Consider the following 20,072-nt stretch of genomic DNA (forward strand, 5'->3'; position numbering starts at 1 on the left):
ATTGTATGAAAACAATAAATAAATTGTTGATCGCATTTGCGACAGTAATAGCAATTTCTGTTGCTTCCTGCGTTGACGACGTTAAATTTGGAGACTCTTTCCTGGACAAAGCGCCCGGTGGAACAGTGACCATGGATACTGTCTTTAACAAGGCCGAATATACCCGCCAGTTTCTTACAGGTATCTATGCACTCCAATATTATGGTTTGCAATATAGCAACAGCAGTAATCCTCCTTATACACATAGTTATTGGATTGGAAAATTCGAAGCATTATCGGACCTTTGGGTGACAACATGGACAGGATTCTCCATGTATGGTAATTATTATGGTGGAGTACATTCGTCAGGATACAGTATACGTCAGGATAAGTTCGACTATACACGCTCAAATGTGTGGGAAGCCGTTCGATATGCATGGATATTACTTGAGAATATCGACAGAGTTCCTGATATGGATAACGCTGAAAAAGAACAATTGAAAGCCGAAGCCAAATGTCTGATCGCTGCCCGTTATTGGGACACATTTCGGCATTACGGGGGGATACCTATACTCAAAGGAACATTCTCCGGTACGGAATCCAGTTATGAAGCACCGCGCGGTACAGTAGAAGAAACAGTCGATTTTATGGTTGAACTTTTAGACGAAGCCGCTAAAGTTTTACCCTGGCAGGTAGCCAACCCGGCTGTTGATGCCGGTCGTTGGACAAAAGGTGGTGCTATGGGATTGAAAACGTCTATTCTGCTTTTTGCAGCTTCTCCTTTATTTAATGATAACGTTCCTTATGCACAAGGTGAAGCGGCAGATAATAAGAATGTATGGTATGGCGATTATAAAGCCGAACGTTGGCAACGCTGTCTTACTGCCTGTGAAGAGTTCTTTGCACAATTGAAAAGCAACGGCCAATTCGCTTTGGAAACAGCAGGTGGAACCCGTCCGGAAGATTATCGCTTAGCTTTCCGTAAAGCGTATTACAGGTCTAATAGTTCAGAAGTGCTTCAGTCAGTACGTGTAACAACGAATGATAATCATGGATCAGGAACATTCTCCTGGCATCAATTACAGAAAAACAATGGTCGTGGTTATAATCCTACACACGATTATGTTGAAATGTTCCCATGGGCAGACGGCACACCTTTCGACTGGAACAAGGCTGAACAGGATGGTAAGCTAGACGAAATGTTCATTAAAAGAGTACCCGATCCTACAGCCGGAGTAACACTTACCCGCGACCCGCGACTTTATGAATCGGCCATTGTAAACGGTTTACCCCGTTCATTAGACTGGAATACGGGTAATATGAGTGGAAACGTATACGAAACGTGGTCAAATGGATATGACGCTAAGACAAACGTAGGGAATCATGCACGCTATGGTACCGGATACACTTTGCAGAAATATTATTTGGAAGACAATTCTCTACGTGAAGACATCCCTTGGTGCTATCTGCGTTTAGCTGAAATATACCTGAATTATGCAGAAGCTCTTTGCCAGACAGGACGTTTCCAGGATGCTATTAATCAAGTAGATATCCTTCGTGCCCGTGTAGGTATGAAAGGACTGGTGGCATGCAATCCGGGCAAAAACCTTACCGGAGACAAAGATGCTCTTCTGGCCGAAATTATGCGTGAACGTGCTTGTGAACTGGGTATGGAAGACTCCCGTTTCTTCGATTTGATCCGATATAAGCGTTCGGATATCTTTGAGAAACAACTAAGCATGCTTTCTATTACCCGTAAAGACGGTAAAGGACAATGGTTTGGTGCTGAGAAAGACGGTGGTGCTCCTTGGCCGGAATTTAATTACGAAAAGAAACTGATCAGTAACCCAACACGCATGTGGTGGACAAATGGATTTGACCCCAAATGGTATCTGTCTCCATTTCCTTTGGCTGAAATAAACAAAGCCTACGGACTTGTACAGAACCCGGGATGGTAATTTAAATCTAATTATTGAAATAGAATCAGCATATGAGAAAGAATAAAATATTGGTTCTGGCTTTCCTTACCTGCATGACTTTGCAGGGAGTCGCACAGAACAGTAATGATAAAATTACCGGATATGTACTCGACAAACGGGGCAACCCTGTTGTTGGAGCTTTGGTAACCTCAACCATAAGTCCGGAGAATAAGGTTGCGACTAATAAAGAGGGCAAATTTGAGATTGATGCCGTTAACTCGGAGAAATTGCGGATTGCGACTTCCGACGAAAGCTATCAAATTATAGAAGCACAAAGCGGCATGCCCATGACAATAATCATGAATCAGGCAAGCCAAGCTGTAAATATTGGTTACGAAGTGAAACAGAACATGGAAGAAACCACCGCTTCGATTTATACTGCCTATGGTGATGAACTTAACAAACGTTCATCCAGAGACATTGGTAGCTCTATGTTTGGAAACGTACTGGGACTCACCGCCCTTCAGGGAAGCGGTAATAACTTCGACTATAACAATACATTCTATATCAGAGGGTTGCAAACCCTTGAAAAGTCGGGCAATGAACCACTTATCCTTGTGGATGGTATTGAACGGGATATTACACTGATCACTCCCGAAGAAGTAGAATCGGTAACTGTGCTAAAAGATGCTGCTGCTGTTGCTCTCTACGGATATAAAGGAGCCAATGGGGCAATAAACATTGTAACTAAACGGGGAAAATATGAGTCAAGGGAAATTAAGTTCTCTTACGACCATATGTTTAATTGGCAAGCCCGCCGTCCGAAGTTTGTAAATGCACATACCTATGCCAGCGCCATGAATGAGGCTTTAGGCTATGACGGGCAACCTGCAAGGTACTCGGCAAACGAACTGGAAGCATTCAAAAGCGGTGCATATCCTACACTCTATCCTAACGTAGACTGGGTAGATGAAACGTTCAAAAACGTAGGATCGACCGATGTCTTTAACCTCAGTTTCCGTGGGGGTGGTACTTCATTCCGGTATTACGCTTTGTTGAACTTGTATAACGATTATGGGTTCATTAATTCGCCCAGAACCAACGATGGTTATTCTACCCAGGATAAATTCTCGAAGGCAAACCTGAGAACCAACCTGGATATTGACTTGACACCCAAAACTAAACTGGAACTGAAACTTTTGGGAACATTAGCCGAAATGAGCCGTCCAGGAGATATGGCAGACTTGTGGGACATGATCTATACCGTTCCTTCAGCAGCTTTCCCGGCTAAGAACCAAGATGGCGCTTGGGGAGGTAATGCTACTTGGGACGGAAAATATAATCCGGTAGCCCAATCGCAAGCCGCCGGTTATACCAAAGGTCACAGACGTTCTTTATTTGCCGATATGACATTGAGACAAGACCTGTCGTCTATCTTACCCGGATTGGGTGGTAGTTTCAGACTGGCTTACGATAATGTTGGTACTTATATGGAAAACCATTCAAAGACATACGCTTATGGTAGTTATGCTGTGGCGGAGTGGATAAATGGTGCACCGAATATGGATAACCTACAGAAGTTTACCGGTGGTAAAGACTCTGAATTAGGCACCGGATCTGATATAGAAGCATGGGACCGTGTATTCAACTTCGATATTGGCCTCAACTATCAGAATACGTTTGGAGATCACAGTATTTACTCTCAGTTCAAATGGGATTACGAATACCGGAATCTCAATGGTGTAGACAATACATGGTATCGCCAGAATTACTCACTATATGCACACTACGGATATAAAGGACGTTACTACGCTGATGTTTCATTTGTAATCTCAGGTGCAAATAAATTGGCTCCGAGCAGTCGTTGGGGATACTCGCCAACAGTATCGGCAGCATGGGTAATGTCTAAAGAAAATTTCATGCAGGATGTTTCTTTTGTGGATTTCCTGAAACTGAGAGCTTCATTCGGAATTATCAATCGTGATAATATACCGGTGGATAGTGATGGTAACCGGGTAGAAAGTTACTGGGAGGACAGATATGTGAACAGTTCGCAATATCCTATGGATTCCGGATACAATCCCGGTTCCAGTTGGAAACTTTCCCGTTTGGCCACATTAAACCCTACACACGAAAAGGCTCTTAAATACAACTTAGGGGTGGATGCTACATTATTCGGCGGATTAAACCTGACTCTTGACGGCTTCTATCAGAGAAGAAAAGATATCTGGGTAGAAACTACAGGAAAGTACTCTGCTGCACTTGGCTTCGATGCCCCATATGAAAATGGTGGTATCGTAGATAGTTATGGATTTGAACTGGGCGCTGATTATGTGAAGAAAATTGGCGAAGTAAATATCAATATCGGTGGAATGTTCACCCTTAACAAAAACAAGATCAAGGAGCAATACGAAGAGCCCAGAGCATATGACAACCTGGTTCGCACGAACAACTCGGTAGGACAAATTTACGGATTGATAGCTGAAGGATTCTTCAAAGATCAGGCAGATATTGATAATAGCATACCTCATCTCTTTAATGAAGTAAAACCGGGTGATATTAAATATAAAGATGTAAACGGTGATCAGAAGATAGACGCTAATGACGTAACCGCTATCGGATATAATACACTTAGTCCTGAAATCTATTATTCCTTCAAATTAGGTGCAGAATATAAGGGTATCGGATTTACCGCTCAATTCCAGGGAACCGGGAATTATTCGGCCATCCTGAATACAAAGAGTGTATACTGGCCATTGATTAAAGGTAAGATGAGCGACGATTCGGCGATCAATAACACCAATCTCTCAACCGAGTATTATAATAATCGCTGGACACCAGAAAATCAGAATGCGAAATATCCGCGCCTGAGTTCGCAAAGCAGTAACAACAATTACCAGACGAACACGATTTGGTTGGAAGACCGCTCATTCCTGAAACTCCGTCATGTGGAATTGTATTACAACTTCCCGAAGACATTAATGAAACGGACAGGTTTCATGGAAAATGCCAAACTATACGTGAGAGGGGTTGACCTGCTCTGCTTTGATAAAATCAAGATTGCAGATCCTGAATCTTACGGAGTTAGCAATCCGATGAACCGCAGTTTAGTTGTAGGATTATCACTTGGTTTTTAATGTTGAATAATTAAATTCGAACAATTATATGAAACTTAAAATATTATTTACCGGATTGGCTTGTATTCTGGCGCTTTCATCCTGTAACGATGAAATGAACTACCGGGAACACACCAATTATGGAGACGATTATATGAAACTCAACTTCAATAATGTTAGTGGGTTAGTTGCTGACATTTATGCAAAGTTGGATTATGATCATGGTGGAGACTATGGAGGTGCTATGCTGGCTTCTGCCACAGACGAAGCCGAGTATGCCCTGGAATCGAATGTTATACACGACTTTTACAATGGCGCTTTAAGCCCTGTGAATGTTACGTCTACCACATGGAATAATAGTTATGCAGCTATACAAGGGTGCAATCACTTTCTGGAAAACTATTTGGGGTTGACTTTCCCTGAGTTGCAATTCAATGATGACTATCTGCAACAGATGTTCCGTTACAATAACTATGAGAATGAGCTGCGTTTCCTACGGGCATATTTCTATTTCAACCTTGTGCGTCAATATGGTGATGTTCCATTCTATACCACTGAAATGAATGTGGATGAGATCAATACATTATCGCGTACGTCATACAAGGAAATCATAGACTTCATTGTACAGGAGTGCGATGCCATTGTGAAAAATATACCGGTTGATTATAGTAACCTGGGCTCAATGGCTCTGCCTGGCAGTCAGGATACTGGGCGTGCTACCCGATTGAGTGTTTTGGCTTTGAAAGCCCGTGCGCTGTTGTATGCTGCCAGTCCGTTGTTCAATACAAACAATGAAACAGCACTTTGGGAAAAGGCTGCTTCGGCAAATAAAGCAGTACTGGATTCTTGTGCTAAGTATAACCGTAAACTGATAGCTTATACCGAGATCTGGGGAACAAATAACTGGAATAGCAATGAAGCTTTGTTTGTTCGTCGTATTGGCGATTTGAATAACCTGGAGTCCCGTAACTTCCCTGCCGGAGTAGAAGGTGGTAATTCCGGAAACTGTCCGACACAAACGCTGGTAGATGCTTATCAGATGAAAGCTACCGGAAAATTCTGGGATGAGAGTGGTAGTGGCTATGATCCGGCTAATCCTTATGAGGGCAGAGATCCACGCTTTGAAATGACTATCGTAAAGAATGGTGAAACAGGTTGGCCTTTCTACAACAAACAGGCTATCCAAACCTATTCCGGTGGAGCCAATGGTCAACCTGTGGCCGGTGCCACACCTACAGGGTATTACCTGAAGAAACTGTTGGATAAGAATGTCGATTTCAGCAGTGGACGAAGTACGAAAACCCGCCATTCATGGGTAACGTATCGTTTGGGCGAATTTTATCTGAACTATGCCGAAGCTGTATTTAAGGTATTGGGTTCGGCAGATGCTACTTCATCAACTTACCCGATGTCGGCACGTGAAGCTGTGAATGTAGTTCGTGGTCGTACAGGGGTAGAAATGCCTTCATTGCCAACTGGATTGTCGAGCGATGATTTCTGGAAACAGTACACGAATGAACGTATGGTAGAACTTGCGTTCGAAGGGCACCGTTTCTGGGATGTAAGACGCTGGAAGGAAGCGGATAAGTATTTCAAGAGTATCACAGAAATGAAGATTACTAAAAACACGGATGATACGTACAACTATGAACGTAAAGTAGTATCGCGCATGTGGGATGATAAGCTGTATTTCTTCCCGATTCCGCAATCGGAAAGAATGAAGAATTCGAATCTGACTCAAAATGCAGGATATTAATTAAGAGGGAGATTCTACCCTATATTCATTAACAGGCAGACAATCTTTAACCGATAGTCTGCCTGTTATGGTATATAAACCTTGATCTCTTTGAATTGGTAGCATGATATTCTATTAGAAAGTACATATTTACATTGGATTTAGTCATACTCATAAGTAAATTTGTATAAACAGTAATCACCGATATAATTATGAAACCCACGAATCTTTTACCCCTGTTAGGCATCTGTTCTACTGCAACCCTAGTTGCAGCTTGTAGCAACACTAAAGAAGAAGCAGACAACTCAAAGCCCAATATCATTTTTATCCTGGCCGATGACATGGGCTATGCCGACCTTTCCTGTTATGGGAATAAATATATTCAAACGCCTCATATTGATAAACTGGCCGAAACCGGAACCCGGTTCAGGCAGTGCTATGCCGGATCGGCTATTAGTTCCCCCTCTCGTTGCGCTTTGATGACAGGCAGGAACACCGGTAACACAACGATTCGCGATAACTTCTGTGTTGCAGGAGGTGTCGAAGGTCTGAAGAATGGAAACCCCATTCGTCGTATGCACATCCTTCCAACCGACACGACTATTGCAACCGTACTGGGCAGTGCCGGTTACAAGACCTGTTTGGTAAACAAATGGCACTTAGACGGATTTAACCCGGAAGCTACGCCTTTGAATCGCGGATTTGATGAGTTCTACGGTTGGTTAATCAGTACCCCTCATTCCAATGACCCGTATTACTACCCGTTCTACCGTTTCGACAATGATTCGCTGATCAATATAGATGAAAATGCGCACGATCAACATGTAAAGCATAACACAGATATATCTACGGATGACGCCATACGGTTCATCAACCGGAATAAAGAAAACCCATTCTTCCTGTATCTTGCTTTTGATGCTCCCCATGAACCGTATATCATTGACGAGACATCTTGGTATGATGATGAAAGCTGGGATATGGATACGAAACGTTATGCATCGCTCATTACTCATATGGACAGGGCTATTGGCCGGTTGATGGATGAGCTGGACAGCCTGGGTATTCGGGAGAACACGATGGTCATCTTTGCGTCTGACAATGGAGCTGCCGTTCAGGCACCATTGGAAGAACTGGGGTGTAATGGTGTCTTTAAGGGCCGTAAAGGATTGCTCTATGAAGGAGGTCTGCGTGTGCCTTTCATTGTGAATCAGCCGGGTAAGGTGCTTGCGCAAACGTTGGATAATCAGATCTACTTTCCCGATGTCCTGCCTACGCTGGCTGCGCTGGCTCATGCGGAAACGCCTCAACGCCTGAATGGAATGAATATTCTTCCGCTATTTTATGGTGAAGAGGTCGATACGGACAATCGTTTACTATACTGGGAATTCACTGGTAAGCAACGGGCCGCGCGCAAGGGAGATTGGAAGGTGGTTTCGGTGAAAAAGGACGCTCCGCTCGAACTCTATAATCTGAAAGAAGACATTACGGAATCGAATAATCTTGCTGCCACTTATCCGGAAAAGGTTGTCGGGTTTGAGGCTGAAATGAGGGCGATGCGTGTATCCACACCAAACTGGCCATTGGCAGGTGAATAACCCCTTACTGCGCATCATCATGAAGAATTTGCTGTTATTACTTCTTATACTGTGTTCGCCCTTAGTGAAGGGCAACACACCCATGAATCGTGGTATGATAGCCATACATCAGGGGAATGGAGTGGTCAACGTGTCCTGGCGCTTGTTTGCAGCTGATAGTGAAGGCGTTACTTTCGACCTATACCGGTCTACCAACAAACAAGAAGCGATTAAACTGAATGATAGTCCATTGAGCAAATCGACTTATTTTGTTGATAAAGGTGTGGATACTTCTTTAGATCAGTACTACATCTTGTATGCCCGTTCGGGTAAGGAACGGGAAGCGGTAAAGATTGCTTCCTATCTTCTGACCCCTGAATTGGCCTCGGTGCCTTATTTGTCTATTCCATTGGAACCGCTACCATTCGATACGGCTCATGTATTCCAACCGAATGATGCCTCAGTGGGCGATCTGGATGGTGATGGAGAGTTGGAGATTGTAATCAAACGCATGGGTGCTTTTTACGCCTGCTCTCAGAAAGGCGTGTCTCCACACAGCATGGTGCTGGAAGCATATAAGTTGAATGGCCAACGGTTGTGGCAAATAGACCTGGGGGTGAACATCCGCCAGGGCGCCCAGTACTTCCAGTTCCTGGTTTATGACTTTGACGGAGATGGTTGCGCGGAAGTTGCCATCAAATCGTCCGAGGGAACCCGCTTCGGCGATGGTCGGGTGATTGGCGACACGGATGGAGACGGCATTACGGATTATGTAATCCGCGATCCGTCGTTGCGGACGTATGGCAAAATTCTCAGCGGGCCGGAGTTCTTTTCCGTAGTTGATGGAAAGACGGGAAAGGAACTGGCCCGTGGTCCGTATATAGAACGTGGACGTTCCGAAGATTGGGGAGATGATTATGGAAACCGGGTAGACCGTCAGTTAGGTGCAGTGGGGTATTTCGATGGTAAGCATCCCGGCATCTTTTGGGGAAGGGGATATAATGGCCGGTCGGCTATGCAGGCGTGGAACTTCCGGGATGGTAAGCTCGTACACCTATGGAGTTTCGATACAGCCGATAGTCCGGAGTTTAAGGATTACGAGGATCAGGGTAATCATAACATTCGCGTTGCAGATGTGGATGGCGATGGTTGCGACGAAATCATTTATGGGGCCTGTGCCATTGACCATGACGGAGCGCCGCTGCACACTACCCGTTTAGGGCATGGCGACGCTATGCACCTGACCGACATCGACCCCTTCCGTCTGGGTTTCGAGGTATGGCAAGGGCATGAGTATCCTCCGGCGGGTTCTTCGCTGCGCGATGCATGCACCGGCGAGATCCTTTTCCGGATACCCTCTTCCGAGGATGTGGGACGGGCGATGTGTGCCGACATTGATCCCCGATACCCGGGGTGTGAGGTCTGGTCTTCGCATTCGGGTGGTTTATATAGCTGTAAGGGAGAAAAGATTTCCGACAAGATTCCTTCCGTCAATATGGCTGTGTGGTGGGACGGCGATCTGAGCCGTGAACTGCTGGATGGGGTACGCATACAGAAATGGACGGGCGATGGAATGGAAATCCTGTTCGATGGCAAAGACAAGGGCATTCTATCGAACAACGGAACAAAAGCCAACCCTTGCCTGTCGGCCGATATCCTGGGCGATTGGCGGGAAGAGGTAATCTGGCGTAGCGCCGATAACAATGAACTGCGGATATATCTTACTCCCTACGAAACGGAACACCGTTTCCCGACTTTCCTTGAAGATCACATCTATATGCTGAGCGTTGTAACCGAGAATGTAGGTTATAATCAACCCCCGGCTCCCGGCTTTTACTTCGGAACGGACGTGACCAATTCTCACGAATAGGAATATATATACTTACCTAATCATCATTATCATGAAACATTCATTCTTACAAAAACTGGCTCTGGGCATATTGGCGGCTATCCCTTGCCTGACGTTTGCACAAGACCTGCGCGAACGGACGTATTATTACGAGATTCTGGAACCCCGCCACGAGCCCAAGTCGCAGATTACCGGTTTTGCCCACGAACGTGTAAAGGAGAAACTGGACCGGGGACTTGCTGCTTCTCTTGCGCAAGACGGAAAATCAGTCTACCTGAGCTGGAGGCTACTCGAAGATGATCCGGAAAGTGTGAGTTTCAATGTTTATCGTTCGGTGAACGGAAAAACAAAACGCCTGAATTCGAGGCCCGTAAAACAGACCTGCGATTTCGTAGATGCCTCTCCGAACAGCGAAGCCATGTATTGGGTTTCGGCTATTGCGAATAATAAAGAGCAGCCGGCCTCCTCTCGGATCGAAGTGAAGCTGTCGGACCTTTCTGCGCCTAATTATACCTCCATCAAACTGAACCAGGCCGATATAAGAGCAGGTAAAATAGCTCTTGCCGATCTGAATGGCGATGGGGCATACGACTACATCATCCGTACCCCGGCATCGAACGTTGACCCCGGCAATCCCGGCGATTTGAATGGGAAAACATACCAGATTGAAGCCTACCTGAACGACGGTACGTATCTGTGGACAAAAGATCTGGGGCAGGGAATTGAACCGGGCATCTGGTACTCTCCTTTTATTGCCTATGATTTTAACGGAGACGGCAAAGCGGAAATCGCACTTAAGACGGCGCCCGACCATGTGAAGCGTAATGAACAGGGCCGTGTAGACGGTGGCGAAGAACACCTGTCTATATTAGATGGAATGACGGGCAAAGAGATTGCACGCGTTGACTGGCCCGGGCGGAACGACCGTTACGGCAACCTGAACCGCCAGAACCGTAACCAGATAGGCATGGCTTTCCTGGACGGCAAAACACCATTCATACTCGCCGCCCGCGGTACCTACAAACTCATGGTTGTAGATGCCTGGATGCTGAAAGGCGATAAGCTGGAACGTGTGTGGCGATGGGATGGAGATGAAGAAAACCCTGTTGTTCGCAGCATGGGGTCGCACAGCATGATTTGCGCCGATATAGACGACGATGGCCGCGACGAGATTATACTTGGCTCGTGTGCTTTAGACGACAACGGAACCCTGCTTTGGTCGACCGGCCTGGGGCATCCCGACAAAATTTACCTGACCGATATCGACCCCGCTCGTCCCGGTATGGAACTGTTCCTGTGCCTTGAGCCGTGGCACGATAATGGTCGCGGAGTATGCGTTGTCGACCCCAAAGATGGTAAATCGGTATGGAACATCGGGCATAAGACGTTTCATGTGGGCGATGGCATGGTTACCGATTTCGATCCCACACACCCGGGGTTGGAGTGTTCCGCTACGGAAGACAAGAAAGGAGGAAGCACCGATAAGTATCTCCTGACCTCTGATGGAAAGAAGATTGGTAGTGGCAACGACGTTCCTCCCTGCCGCAACTGGGCCTGGTGGGATGCCGACCTTTTACGCGAGACATTCAAGGGAGATGATAATCGTTGGGGAGCAGGTTCTTCCTCGGGCGGTCGTAAGCAAAGCATCGTAAAGTGGAAAGCAGAAACGCTGACTGAGGGCATAGAGGGAGATATCCTGATGATTGCCGACGTGGTGGGCGACTGGCGGGAAGAGATAATCACTGCATTGCCGGGCGAATTGCGCATCTACCGGACCAATATTCCGGCAAAAGACCGCCGGGTAACATTAATGCAAGATGCACTTTACCGGAACTATATCGCACACCGTTCTATGGGGTATCCGCAAGCTCCCGTTCCCTCGTATTATCTGGGAGAGTAGATATAGAAGTTTCAGCTATATAGCAGAGCGGTTCTGAGGTACTTTCTCGTTTGTCGTGAGGTACTTTCTCACCTGGGTTGAAGTACTTTCTCAGAACGAATGAAGTACTTTCTCAAATACATAGCCCCACATCTAAAACACTTGATGATTCTTGGGCTAAAACCAAAAGAGGGTTGCAAGTATCACCTGCAACCCTCTTCTGAATGCAATAACCTGCCTGATATCAGAAGATTATTTATGTAATCTTAATACTTACGTCAACAATTTCTAATTGATATCAGCCATGGCTTTTCCGTAATCACCCTGGCGGGCATAGCATTCCGCACGCACAAGATAAGTTTCGGCAACACGAGCCATCGTCACATCACGGTAACTATTTTGTGAACCATCAGCGTTGATAGCACCGGATACAGTCTTGTTAAGAGAGGCAAAGAAGTTGCAATGTGCGGTGTTATCATTCGTTTTGAATTTGGGAGCAACATACTCTCCATTCTGATAAAGAACAGAGACATTAGGTATCCACTGCCCAACTTTGGATGTAAGTTCACCAGAGGTGGGAGTCTGACGACCTTTTCTTGACCATTCGGGCACCTTGTTTGCGTTTGCTGCAAAGACTGATTTGCGTTTGCTGCAAACGTGAGTCGATGTTTGCTGCAAACACAGGTTGATCTTTGCAGCAAACGCAAATCAGTCTTTGCAGCAAACGCAAATCGCCCCTACAAGCTTTGTAGGAGCGATTTGTAAGAGGCTGAATGGAATTAAACTAACTGTTGAAACGCTGGTACTACTTTATATTAGAGATATCAATTACCATAATTGCCAGACGCTCACCATTGGAGAGCTTGCCCGATTGTATCAATACTCTCTTATTGTCCGTACTGAAATAAGGATGTGCATGATCGGGTTTCATCACGTGTCCTGTTGTCAGCAGATGTATCTGTCCCGTTTTTACATTGATCAATGAAATATTTCCTTGGAAATCATCTCCAACAGCCCATTGCCTGTCCTGTGAACCGTTGCAGTGCCAGAAGCTATTGGCTTGTGCCGGTATGCTCTTAAGATCGGCGTTGACCTCTTCCGCCATGACCTGTCCCAATACACGTACATGGTCATTGCGCAAGTTGACGGAGAATATTCCCGAAGGCTTCGTCTTGAGCCGTTCCAAATGGCACAAAACATTGAAATACACATGGTCGGCATCGGCAAAAGTTTCGTGTGTTACCCATTCATAATCAGACTCAATATATAACGGGCGGTAGGTATTTGTTTTCATATCACCAAACCACATACGTTGGGGTGAGTCACCACCGGTTTCATGGCAGAAAACGATTTCGCGTGTAATAAAAGGACTTGCTTGTACATGTCCCATTGTAAAGTCAACATTAAAAGCAAAGCCAATCTCTCCGGTCTTGACATTTATGGTTCGGATTCCTCCCGGACGGTTTTTTATCCGGTGGCTAGAGTCGTCAATCGGGTTCTTCCATGTTTCTATATCGTGCGGTGGAGTAACGCCTACGTATAAAAGATCCTCTTCTACATCAAGAGCCATTCCGCCCGATACTCTGAGTGAGTCCGGCCATTCGGTAATGAGGCGTTCATAGTTTGTATGATGTTTCATCTTGCCCTTCTGGCTATCGGCAAGTACACGGTCAAAATCAAGTTCAATAACCTGCGCAGGCTTGCCCTCCGGACGCCGCATAAAATAAAGAAGCCCCTTTTTGCGCGAAAGGTTATATTCGCCATTCCTTTCTCCATCAGTAATCTGGATTATTTCTCCGTTCTTCTCCTGTACAAAAAACAGTTGTCCGTTACCTGTACGTTTAGACCGGAAAGCGATATATTGATTATCATAAGTCCATTGCGGATGAGTTTGATAGATGCGCGAATCACTATATTCCGGATTGTTGGTGAGTACTTTAACGGGTACTCCGGTAATCGGATCTGTATAACTGGACATCTCCGAAGGAAAGCGTTTGCCTATCTGGGCTTTGCCCTCAACACTTGCGATAAAAAGCATTATACAACAAAGGAAAGGTATAATACCGGTTCTTCTTATTTCTTTGTATGTTCTCATGGCTTTGTGGTTTATTATTTAACAAGATTATGATATGTATAGCTAAAATTGGCGATACGTGCCCGGGCTACAGTTGTACGGAAGCCAAACCAGCCGGAACGATATGGACTCGGGTCGTAAAAGTCGACAAGTTGTTCGCCGTTTATGCTATAGGTAATCTGGTTTCCGCAGACGGTTATCTTGATGTGATACCATTTATTGGGTTTCAACAGATGCTCCTCGTCTGTATACTCTTTGAGTATATCGGGACGTTTCTTCTCTTCTTTCACAATCTCGTAATTACCATCATAGCGGCGGAACCGTGTAGTGGAGTTATAATTTCCTCCATACCCTACATAATACATCTGTAAAGAATAACAATGATCGAATATCCCTTGCCTCCATTCGAAGCGTTCCCAAAGATTGTCGGGATAGAGCGGGTCTGATGCCATCCAGAAGCAATTTAAATCACTCAGGCGATCGCCGGGCTTGCCTTCATCCATAATGCAAGCATCATATTCAATGGTAACATCCCCATTCATCTTCTCTTTCCGCCAGAGTGTGAGTCCTTTGGGGGCCAGTACTTCGACCGTATCATTCAAGAAAGTAACCTTATAATCGGGTGACTCGGATTCTATCTTCCAGTATTGTTCAAACTCTTTGGGGTTTAAACCGGAACTCGTAACGCCCTGCCCATATAATGTAACTGTAGCATGCGCAATGAATGAAAAGAAGAATAATCTGAGTAGTGTATTCATGATTGTTTTTTTGATATTATATGTAAGAGCTCGTTTTCCCAAAAATAATCGAAAATAGTTATTCATCCAATGTGTTTTTAGTGTTTCGGACGGATTTACAGGTAATTGTACAAACGTATAGGATACTTCGCAATCAAAAAAAGTATTTTTGTTCATCTAAAGAATCCGAACCGGGTTATTGGAATGCGATAACCTCAATATCTTATATTATGAGAACGAAAATCATACTTCTGTTTACATTATTAAGCAGTGTTGCGTGTATTTGTGCACAGCCTGCTTACGACTTCTCAAAGCTGAAACGTGAAAAACTGGGGCGCGGAGTAGTAGCCCTGCGCGAGTCTCCATCTACAGTATTTATTTCATGGCGTTATTTGTCATCCGACCCGATGAACGTCGCTTTCCATGTATATAGAGACGGTAAAAGACTAACCGACACCCCCGTTACCCAAAGCACATGTTATAAAGATGCATATTCCGGACATGAGGCTGTGACCTATGTTGTTGAACCTGTGGCAAAGCAAAAAGGAAGTAAAGAACTAAAGAACAGTTACACGCTTCCCGAGAATGCTCCTATTGGTTATTTAGATATACCATTGAATAAACCGGAAGACGGAGTAACCCCGAATGGCGAAACATACAGCTATCGCCCCAATGATGCCAGTATTGGCGATGTTGATGGTGATGGCGAATATGAAATCATCCTGAAATGGGACCCAACGAATGCGCACGATAACGCACATGACGGATATACAGGTCCGGTATTGTTCGACTGCTATCGGTTGGATGGCACCTTCCTTTGGCGCATCAATCTAGGTCGTAATATTCGTGCCGGTGCTCATTATACCCAGTTTATGGTGTTCGATCTGGATGGAGACAATCGTGCTGAAGTCGTAATAAAAACCTCCGATGGAACAATAGACGGTAAAGGAAAAGTCATCGGTAATCCGGAAGTTGATTATCGTGCAAAGAATGGCCGTATTCTGACTGGCGCCGAGTATCTGACTGTATTCAGCGGAGAAACCGGTGAGGCATTATACACCACAGATTATATTCCACAACGTGGAAACCTGAAAGATTGGGGAGATGAAAGAGCGAACCGTAGTGATCGTTACCTAGCATGTATCGCCTACCTGGATGGCATACACCCAAGCGTGGTAATGTGCCGTGGATATTACACCCGTGCCGTCCTTGCGGCTTTCGACTGGAACGGCCGTGAACTGAAACAGCGCTGGGTTTTTGACAGCAATGATCCGCAGTGGAGCGCATATGCCGGACAAGGAAATCACAACCTCCGTGTAGGAGACGTGGATGGTGATGGCTGCGACGAAATAATCTATGGCTCTTGTGCCATCGACCATGACGGACGTGGACTGTATAGTACAGGCATGGGACACGGTGATGCTATACACATGACACAGTTCGATCCATCCGATCCCAGGCTCCAGGTTTGGGACTGCCATGAGAATAAGCGCGATGGCTCGTCTTTCCGTGATGCCGCTACCGGCGAAGTGATATGGCAAGTGAAAAGCAATATCGATGTTGGGCGGGCAATGGCTGCCGATATTGACCCCACTAACTATGGTGTAGAGATGTGGACTTGGGATACAGGTGGAATGCGCAATATAAAAGGTGAAATTGTCAATCCCAACATAAGATCCTTCTCTGTCAACATGGCTGTGTGGTGGGATGGTGACTTACTTCGCGAGTTATTAGACAAGAACGTGGTTAGTAAGTACGATTGGAACGAGAAAGTATGTAAACCGTTAACCGTATTTGAAGGGGCCGTTTCTAATAACGGAACAAAGTCCAATCCCTCCCTTCAAGGCGATATCATTGGCGATTGGCGTGAAGAAGTATTATTGCGTTCGGAAGACAACGCCTCTTTACGACTTTACGTCTCAACCATTCCTACAGAGTACCGTTTCCACACATTCCTGGAAGATCCCATTTACCGGATTAGCATTGCGACACAAAATGTGGCGTATAACCAGCCCACTCAGCCAGGATTTTATTTTGGCCCTGACCTGAAGAAAGGAATGTTCCGGGGATATGAATTCAAGTAAGATATATAATGATAAAGAATATGCAACAGTTTAAGAAGTTATTGATCCTGATGGGATTGTTTTCCGTTATCATCGCATTGCCGGTACAAGCCCAGAAACAAAAGAAGAAAGAAACCATAAATGATGTAAATACCCCATTGCATTTATTACAACCAGACTATAAGGTGCCTTATGGAATGGTAACTGTTGATGGTATTAAAACGAATCTGGACCGTGTGCTTCATTTTCTGGAAACAGCAACCCCGGCACGTGTGGTAGACAAAGAGAACGGGAAAGCAATAACGGACTATACTTCAATGGATGCTAATGCGGTTCTTGATCGCGGATTGTTCCGTCTGGCCAGTTATGAGTGGGGAGTAACTTACGCTGCCATGCTTGCCGTAGCACAGGCAACAGGAGATACGACTTATAACAAATACGTGACAGATCGTTTTAGTCTTCTGGTTGAAACCGCTCCTCATTTCAAAAGATTGATGAACGATTACGGAGTGATTGATCCTCAGATGAGGCAACTCCTGACTCCCCATGCTTTGGATGATGCGGGAGCTATGTGTGCGGCTATGATCAAAGCACAACTCATGAATCAAAAGATGGATTTCCGTCCTTTGATTGATAACTACATGAACTACATCATGTATCGTGAATACAGATTAGGAGATGGTACATTTGCACGCAACCGTCCTCAGCGCAATACGTTATGGCTGGATGATATGTTCATGTCCATCCCAGCTATTGTACAGATGGGAAAACTCACCGGTGAAGTGAAATATTACAATGAAGCAGTAAAACAAATACGGCAGTTCTCCGGGCGTATGTTCGTACCCGAAAAAGGTCTTTACCGTCATGGTTGGGTCGAAAGCATGAAAGACCATCCGGCTTTCCATTGGGGGCGTGCCAATGGTTGGGCTATTCTTACCCTGACCGAGGTACTGGATGTTCTTCCTAAAAACCATCCGGGATATGAGGAAGTGCTGGAACAATATCGTGCACATGTTCGTGGCATCGCTGCTTGTCAAAGCGGAGAAGGCTTTTGGCATCAACTGTTAGACCGGAATGATTCTTATTTGGAAACATCGGCTACGGCTATCTTTGTGTATTGTCTTGCCCGTGGAATAAACAACGGTTGGATTGATGCAATTGCTTACGGTCCGGTTGCCCAATTGGGTTGGCACGCTGTTACCACCCAGATCAATGCCGCCGGCGAAGTAGAAGGAACCTGTGTCGGTACAGGTATGGGATTCGATCCGGCATTTTATTATTATCGTCCCGTCAATGTTTATGCTGCTCATGGTTATGGTCCTGTACTATGGGCAGGTGCCGAGATGATAAACCTGTTGAGACAGCAACATCCGAAGATGAACGATAGCGTAGTTCAGTACTACGGCGTAGAACAAAGTACTCCCTCTCCGATATTCAGTGTAGATGCTTCAGGAGGCAGTGAAGCTCCGGCAGGCGGTAGTCGTGTTGATGAAAACGCGCCGGTAGTCTTTATGATTGGCGATTCGACGATGAAGAACGGTAGTGGCAGAGGCGACCGTAATCAGTGGGGCTGGGGAAGTTTCTTTGACTGGTTCTTCGATACAAGTCGTATTTCAGTAGAGAATTATGCATTAGGTGGACGCAGCAGCCGTACTTTCTACACCGAAGGGTTGTGGGATAAGGTGCTTTCAGGCATTAAAAAGGGTGATTATCTATTCGTACAGTTCGGTCATAATGATGGCGGACCACTCAATACCGGTAGAGCGCGTGCATCTTTAAAAGGTATTGGCAATCAGTCGGAAACAGTTATCATGGAACGACATAGCGGACCGGAAGAAGTTTTTACTTTCGGGCACTACCTGCGTATATATGTACGTCAGGCGAAGGCACGCGGAGCAAATGTTATTCTGTTATCCCATACTCCCGGAAACTCCTGGACAGGCAATCGTATGAACCGTAATGATGAGACGTACGGCTTGTGGACTAAACAAATAGCACAAGAAGAGAACGTTCCGTATATTGACTTGAATGATATTACTGCCCGTAAATTTGAAGCTATGGGACAGGATGCTACCGCTGCTTATTTTATGGACCGCGTTCATACCACCTTTGAAGGTGCAATTATAAACTGTAAATCAGCCATCGAAGGGTTGGAACAACTTAAAGATTATCCTTTAAATGAGTATATCTTAAAGTCGGCACTTAATCGTGATTATAAAGCTGCTGCCAAACCTTTATATCGCGATCGCGTTTACGATGGCGCTGCCGATCCGGTTGTAATCTGGAATAAAGAGGAACAACGCTGGTTTATGTTTTATACCAACCGTCGCGCCAACCTGAAGCAAACAAATGGCGTAGATTGGGTGCATGGAACCCCGATCGGTATCGCCGAATCAACCGATGGTGGCGCTACCTGGACGTATCGTGCTGATGCCAAGATCAATTATGGCGATAAGAACTATACCTACTGGGCACCGGATGTAATCGAAGATGGAGGCAAATACCACATGTTCTTGACTGTTGTTCCGGGCATATTTACAGATTGGCAACATGAGCGCGAGATCGTTCACTTCGTAAGTACAAACCTGATAGACTGGACCTTTGATTCGAAAGCGAACCTTATTTCAGATAAAGTAATTGATGCCTCTGTGGTAAAAGCGCCCAACGGAATGTGGCGGATGTATTACAATAACGAGCGCGACAACAAATCCATCTATTATTCGGAAAGTAAAGACCTGAAAAACTGGACAAACTATGGCAAAGCTATCTTCGACCGCCGGGGCGAAGGCCCTAAAGTATTCCAATGGAAAGGCCGGTACTTTATGGTTGTCGACAATTGGGATGGATTAGGTATCTATTCGTCTGATGATATGAAGAACTGGAAACGTCAAAAGAATAACCTGCTTCAAGGTGGTGGCAGTGGTCCGGATGACGGAACACAGGGGCAGCACTGTGATGTTGTAGTGAATAATGGCCGTGCTTATCTGTTCTATTTCACTCATCCGGGGCGGCAAGGTGCCGGAGCCAGAGAAGATAATCCGGATACCCGCCGTTCAACCTTGCATGTAGTAGAATTGCAATTCCGTAACGGAGAAATCTTTTGCGAAAGAGACAAACCTGTATACATTAACCTCAAATAAAGATTAA

Annotated in this window: 10 protein-coding genes and 2 pseudogenes; 9 read left to right on the forward strand and 3 right to left on the reverse strand. The window is 45.3% G+C overall.

The genetic code is table 11. The features are described from left to right. Positions 1-5: 5 nt before the first annotated feature. The 6 genes from D0T87_RS09085 to D0T87_RS09110 all read left to right on the forward strand — a co-directional run bounded on the left by D0T87_RS09085 (position 6) and on the right by D0T87_RS09110 (position 12,072). Positions 6-1,937, forward strand: coding sequence for a RagB/SusD family nutrient uptake outer membrane protein (locus D0T87_RS09085; RefSeq protein ID WP_163174816.1), 1,932 nt, complete (start codon positions 6-8; stop codon positions 1,935-1,937). Between the two features lie 32 nt (positions 1,938-1,969). After that, entirely contained in the window at positions 1,970-5,035 is a 3,066-nt protein-coding gene (locus D0T87_RS09090; RefSeq protein ID WP_163174817.1) for a SusC/RagA family TonB-linked outer membrane protein, read from the forward strand. A gap of 28 nt (positions 5,036-5,063) precedes the next feature. Beyond that, positions 5,064-6,770 carry a RagB/SusD family nutrient uptake outer membrane protein gene (locus D0T87_RS09095; protein WP_163174818.1) on the forward strand — a complete coding sequence of 569 codons (1,707 nt, stop codon included), beginning with the start codon at positions 5,064-5,066 and terminating at the stop codon, positions 6,768-6,770. A 191-nt stretch (positions 6,771-6,961) separates the two neighbouring features. Further along, positions 6,962-8,344, forward strand: coding sequence for a sulfatase-like hydrolase/transferase (locus D0T87_RS09100; RefSeq protein ID WP_163174819.1), 1,383 nt, complete (start codon positions 6,962-6,964; stop codon positions 8,342-8,344). Positions 8,345-8,363: 19 nt separating this feature from the next. Next, positions 8,364-10,193 (forward strand): rhamnogalacturonan lyase, encoded by a 1,830-nt coding sequence (locus D0T87_RS09105; RefSeq protein WP_163174820.1) that lies wholly within the window; start codon positions 8,364-8,366, stop codon positions 10,191-10,193. Between the two features lie 31 nt (positions 10,194-10,224). After that, positions 10,225-12,072 carry a silent information regulator protein Sir2 gene (locus tag D0T87_RS09110; protein ID WP_163174821.1) on the forward strand — a complete coding sequence of 616 codons (1,848 nt, stop codon included), beginning with the start codon at positions 10,225-10,227 and terminating at the stop codon, positions 12,070-12,072. A gap of 267 nt (positions 12,073-12,339) precedes the next feature. Here the strand turns inward: D0T87_RS09110 and D0T87_RS09115 are convergent, their stop codons facing one another. From D0T87_RS09115 to D0T87_RS09125, 3 genes and pseudogenes are all read right to left on the reverse strand, one after another. Next, a complete protein-coding gene (locus tag D0T87_RS09115) occupies positions 12,340-12,729 on the reverse strand; it encodes a RagB/SusD family nutrient uptake outer membrane protein (RefSeq protein ID WP_203558649.1) in 390 nt (129 codons plus the stop codon). Positions 12,730-12,856: 127 nt separating this feature from the next. Next, positions 12,857-14,146: a hypothetical protein gene (locus D0T87_RS09120; RefSeq protein ID WP_163174822.1), complete on the reverse strand. Its 1,290-nt coding sequence runs from the start codon at positions 14,144-14,146 to the stop codon at positions 12,857-12,859. 38 nt (positions 14,147-14,184) lie between these two features. After that, positions 14,185-14,883: pseudogene (locus tag D0T87_RS09125) on the reverse strand (DUF6250 domain-containing protein); the annotation flags it as partial. Between the two features lie 209 nt (positions 14,884-15,092). Here D0T87_RS09125 and D0T87_RS09130 point away from each other — a divergent pair. The 3 genes and pseudogenes from D0T87_RS09130 (at position 15,093) to D0T87_RS24575 (ending at position 20,065) form a co-directional block, all read left to right on the forward strand. Then, the gene (locus D0T87_RS09130; protein WP_163174824.1) at positions 15,093-16,946 is read left to right on the forward strand and encodes a rhamnogalacturonan lyase; all 1,854 of its coding nucleotides are present in this window, start codon (positions 15,093-15,095) and stop codon (positions 16,944-16,946) included. A 50-nt stretch (positions 16,947-16,996) separates the two neighbouring features. Beyond that, positions 16,997-18,379 (forward strand): annotated as a pseudogene (locus D0T87_RS24570) (glycoside hydrolase family 105 protein); the annotation flags it as partial. 57 nt (positions 18,380-18,436) lie between these two features. Continuing rightward, positions 18,437-20,065, forward strand: coding sequence for a GDSL-type esterase/lipase family protein (locus D0T87_RS24575; RefSeq protein WP_255495860.1), 1,629 nt, complete (start codon positions 18,437-18,439; stop codon positions 20,063-20,065). The last annotated feature ends 7 nt before the right edge of the window (positions 20,066-20,072 follow it).

The organism is Bacteroides sp. 51, assembly GCF_010500965.1.
GTDB lineage: Bacteria > Bacteroidota > Bacteroidia > Bacteroidales > Bacteroidaceae > Bacteroides.

Bases quoted from the DNA above. Each gene is read 5' to 3' on its own strand.
- D0T87_RS09085 (WP_163174816.1), top strand. From the start codon at position 6: ATGAAAACAATAAATAAATTGTTGATCGCATTTGCGACAGTAATAGCA.
- D0T87_RS09090 (WP_163174817.1), top strand. From the start codon at position 1,970: ATGAGAAAGAATAAAATATTGGTTCTGGCTTTCCTTACCTGCATGACT.
- D0T87_RS09095 (WP_163174818.1), top strand. From the start codon at position 5,064: ATGAAACTTAAAATATTATTTACCGGATTGGCTTGTATTCTGGCGCTT.
- D0T87_RS09100 (WP_163174819.1), top strand. From the start codon at position 6,962: ATGAAACCCACGAATCTTTTACCCCTGTTAGGCATCTGTTCTACTGCA.
- D0T87_RS09105 (WP_163174820.1), top strand. From the start codon at position 8,364: ATGAAGAATTTGCTGTTATTACTTCTTATACTGTGTTCGCCCTTAGTG.
- D0T87_RS09110 (WP_163174821.1), top strand. From the start codon at position 10,225: ATGAAACATTCATTCTTACAAAAACTGGCTCTGGGCATATTGGCGGCT.
- D0T87_RS09120 (WP_163174822.1), bottom strand. From the start codon at position 14,146: ATGAGAACATACAAAGAAATAAGAAGAACCGGTATTATACCTTTCCTT.
- D0T87_RS09130 (WP_163174824.1), top strand. From the start codon at position 15,093: ATGAGAACGAAAATCATACTTCTGTTTACATTATTAAGCAGTGTTGCG.
- D0T87_RS24575 (WP_255495860.1), top strand. From the start codon at position 18,437: ATGATTGGCGATTCGACGATGAAGAACGGTAGTGGCAGAGGCGACCGT.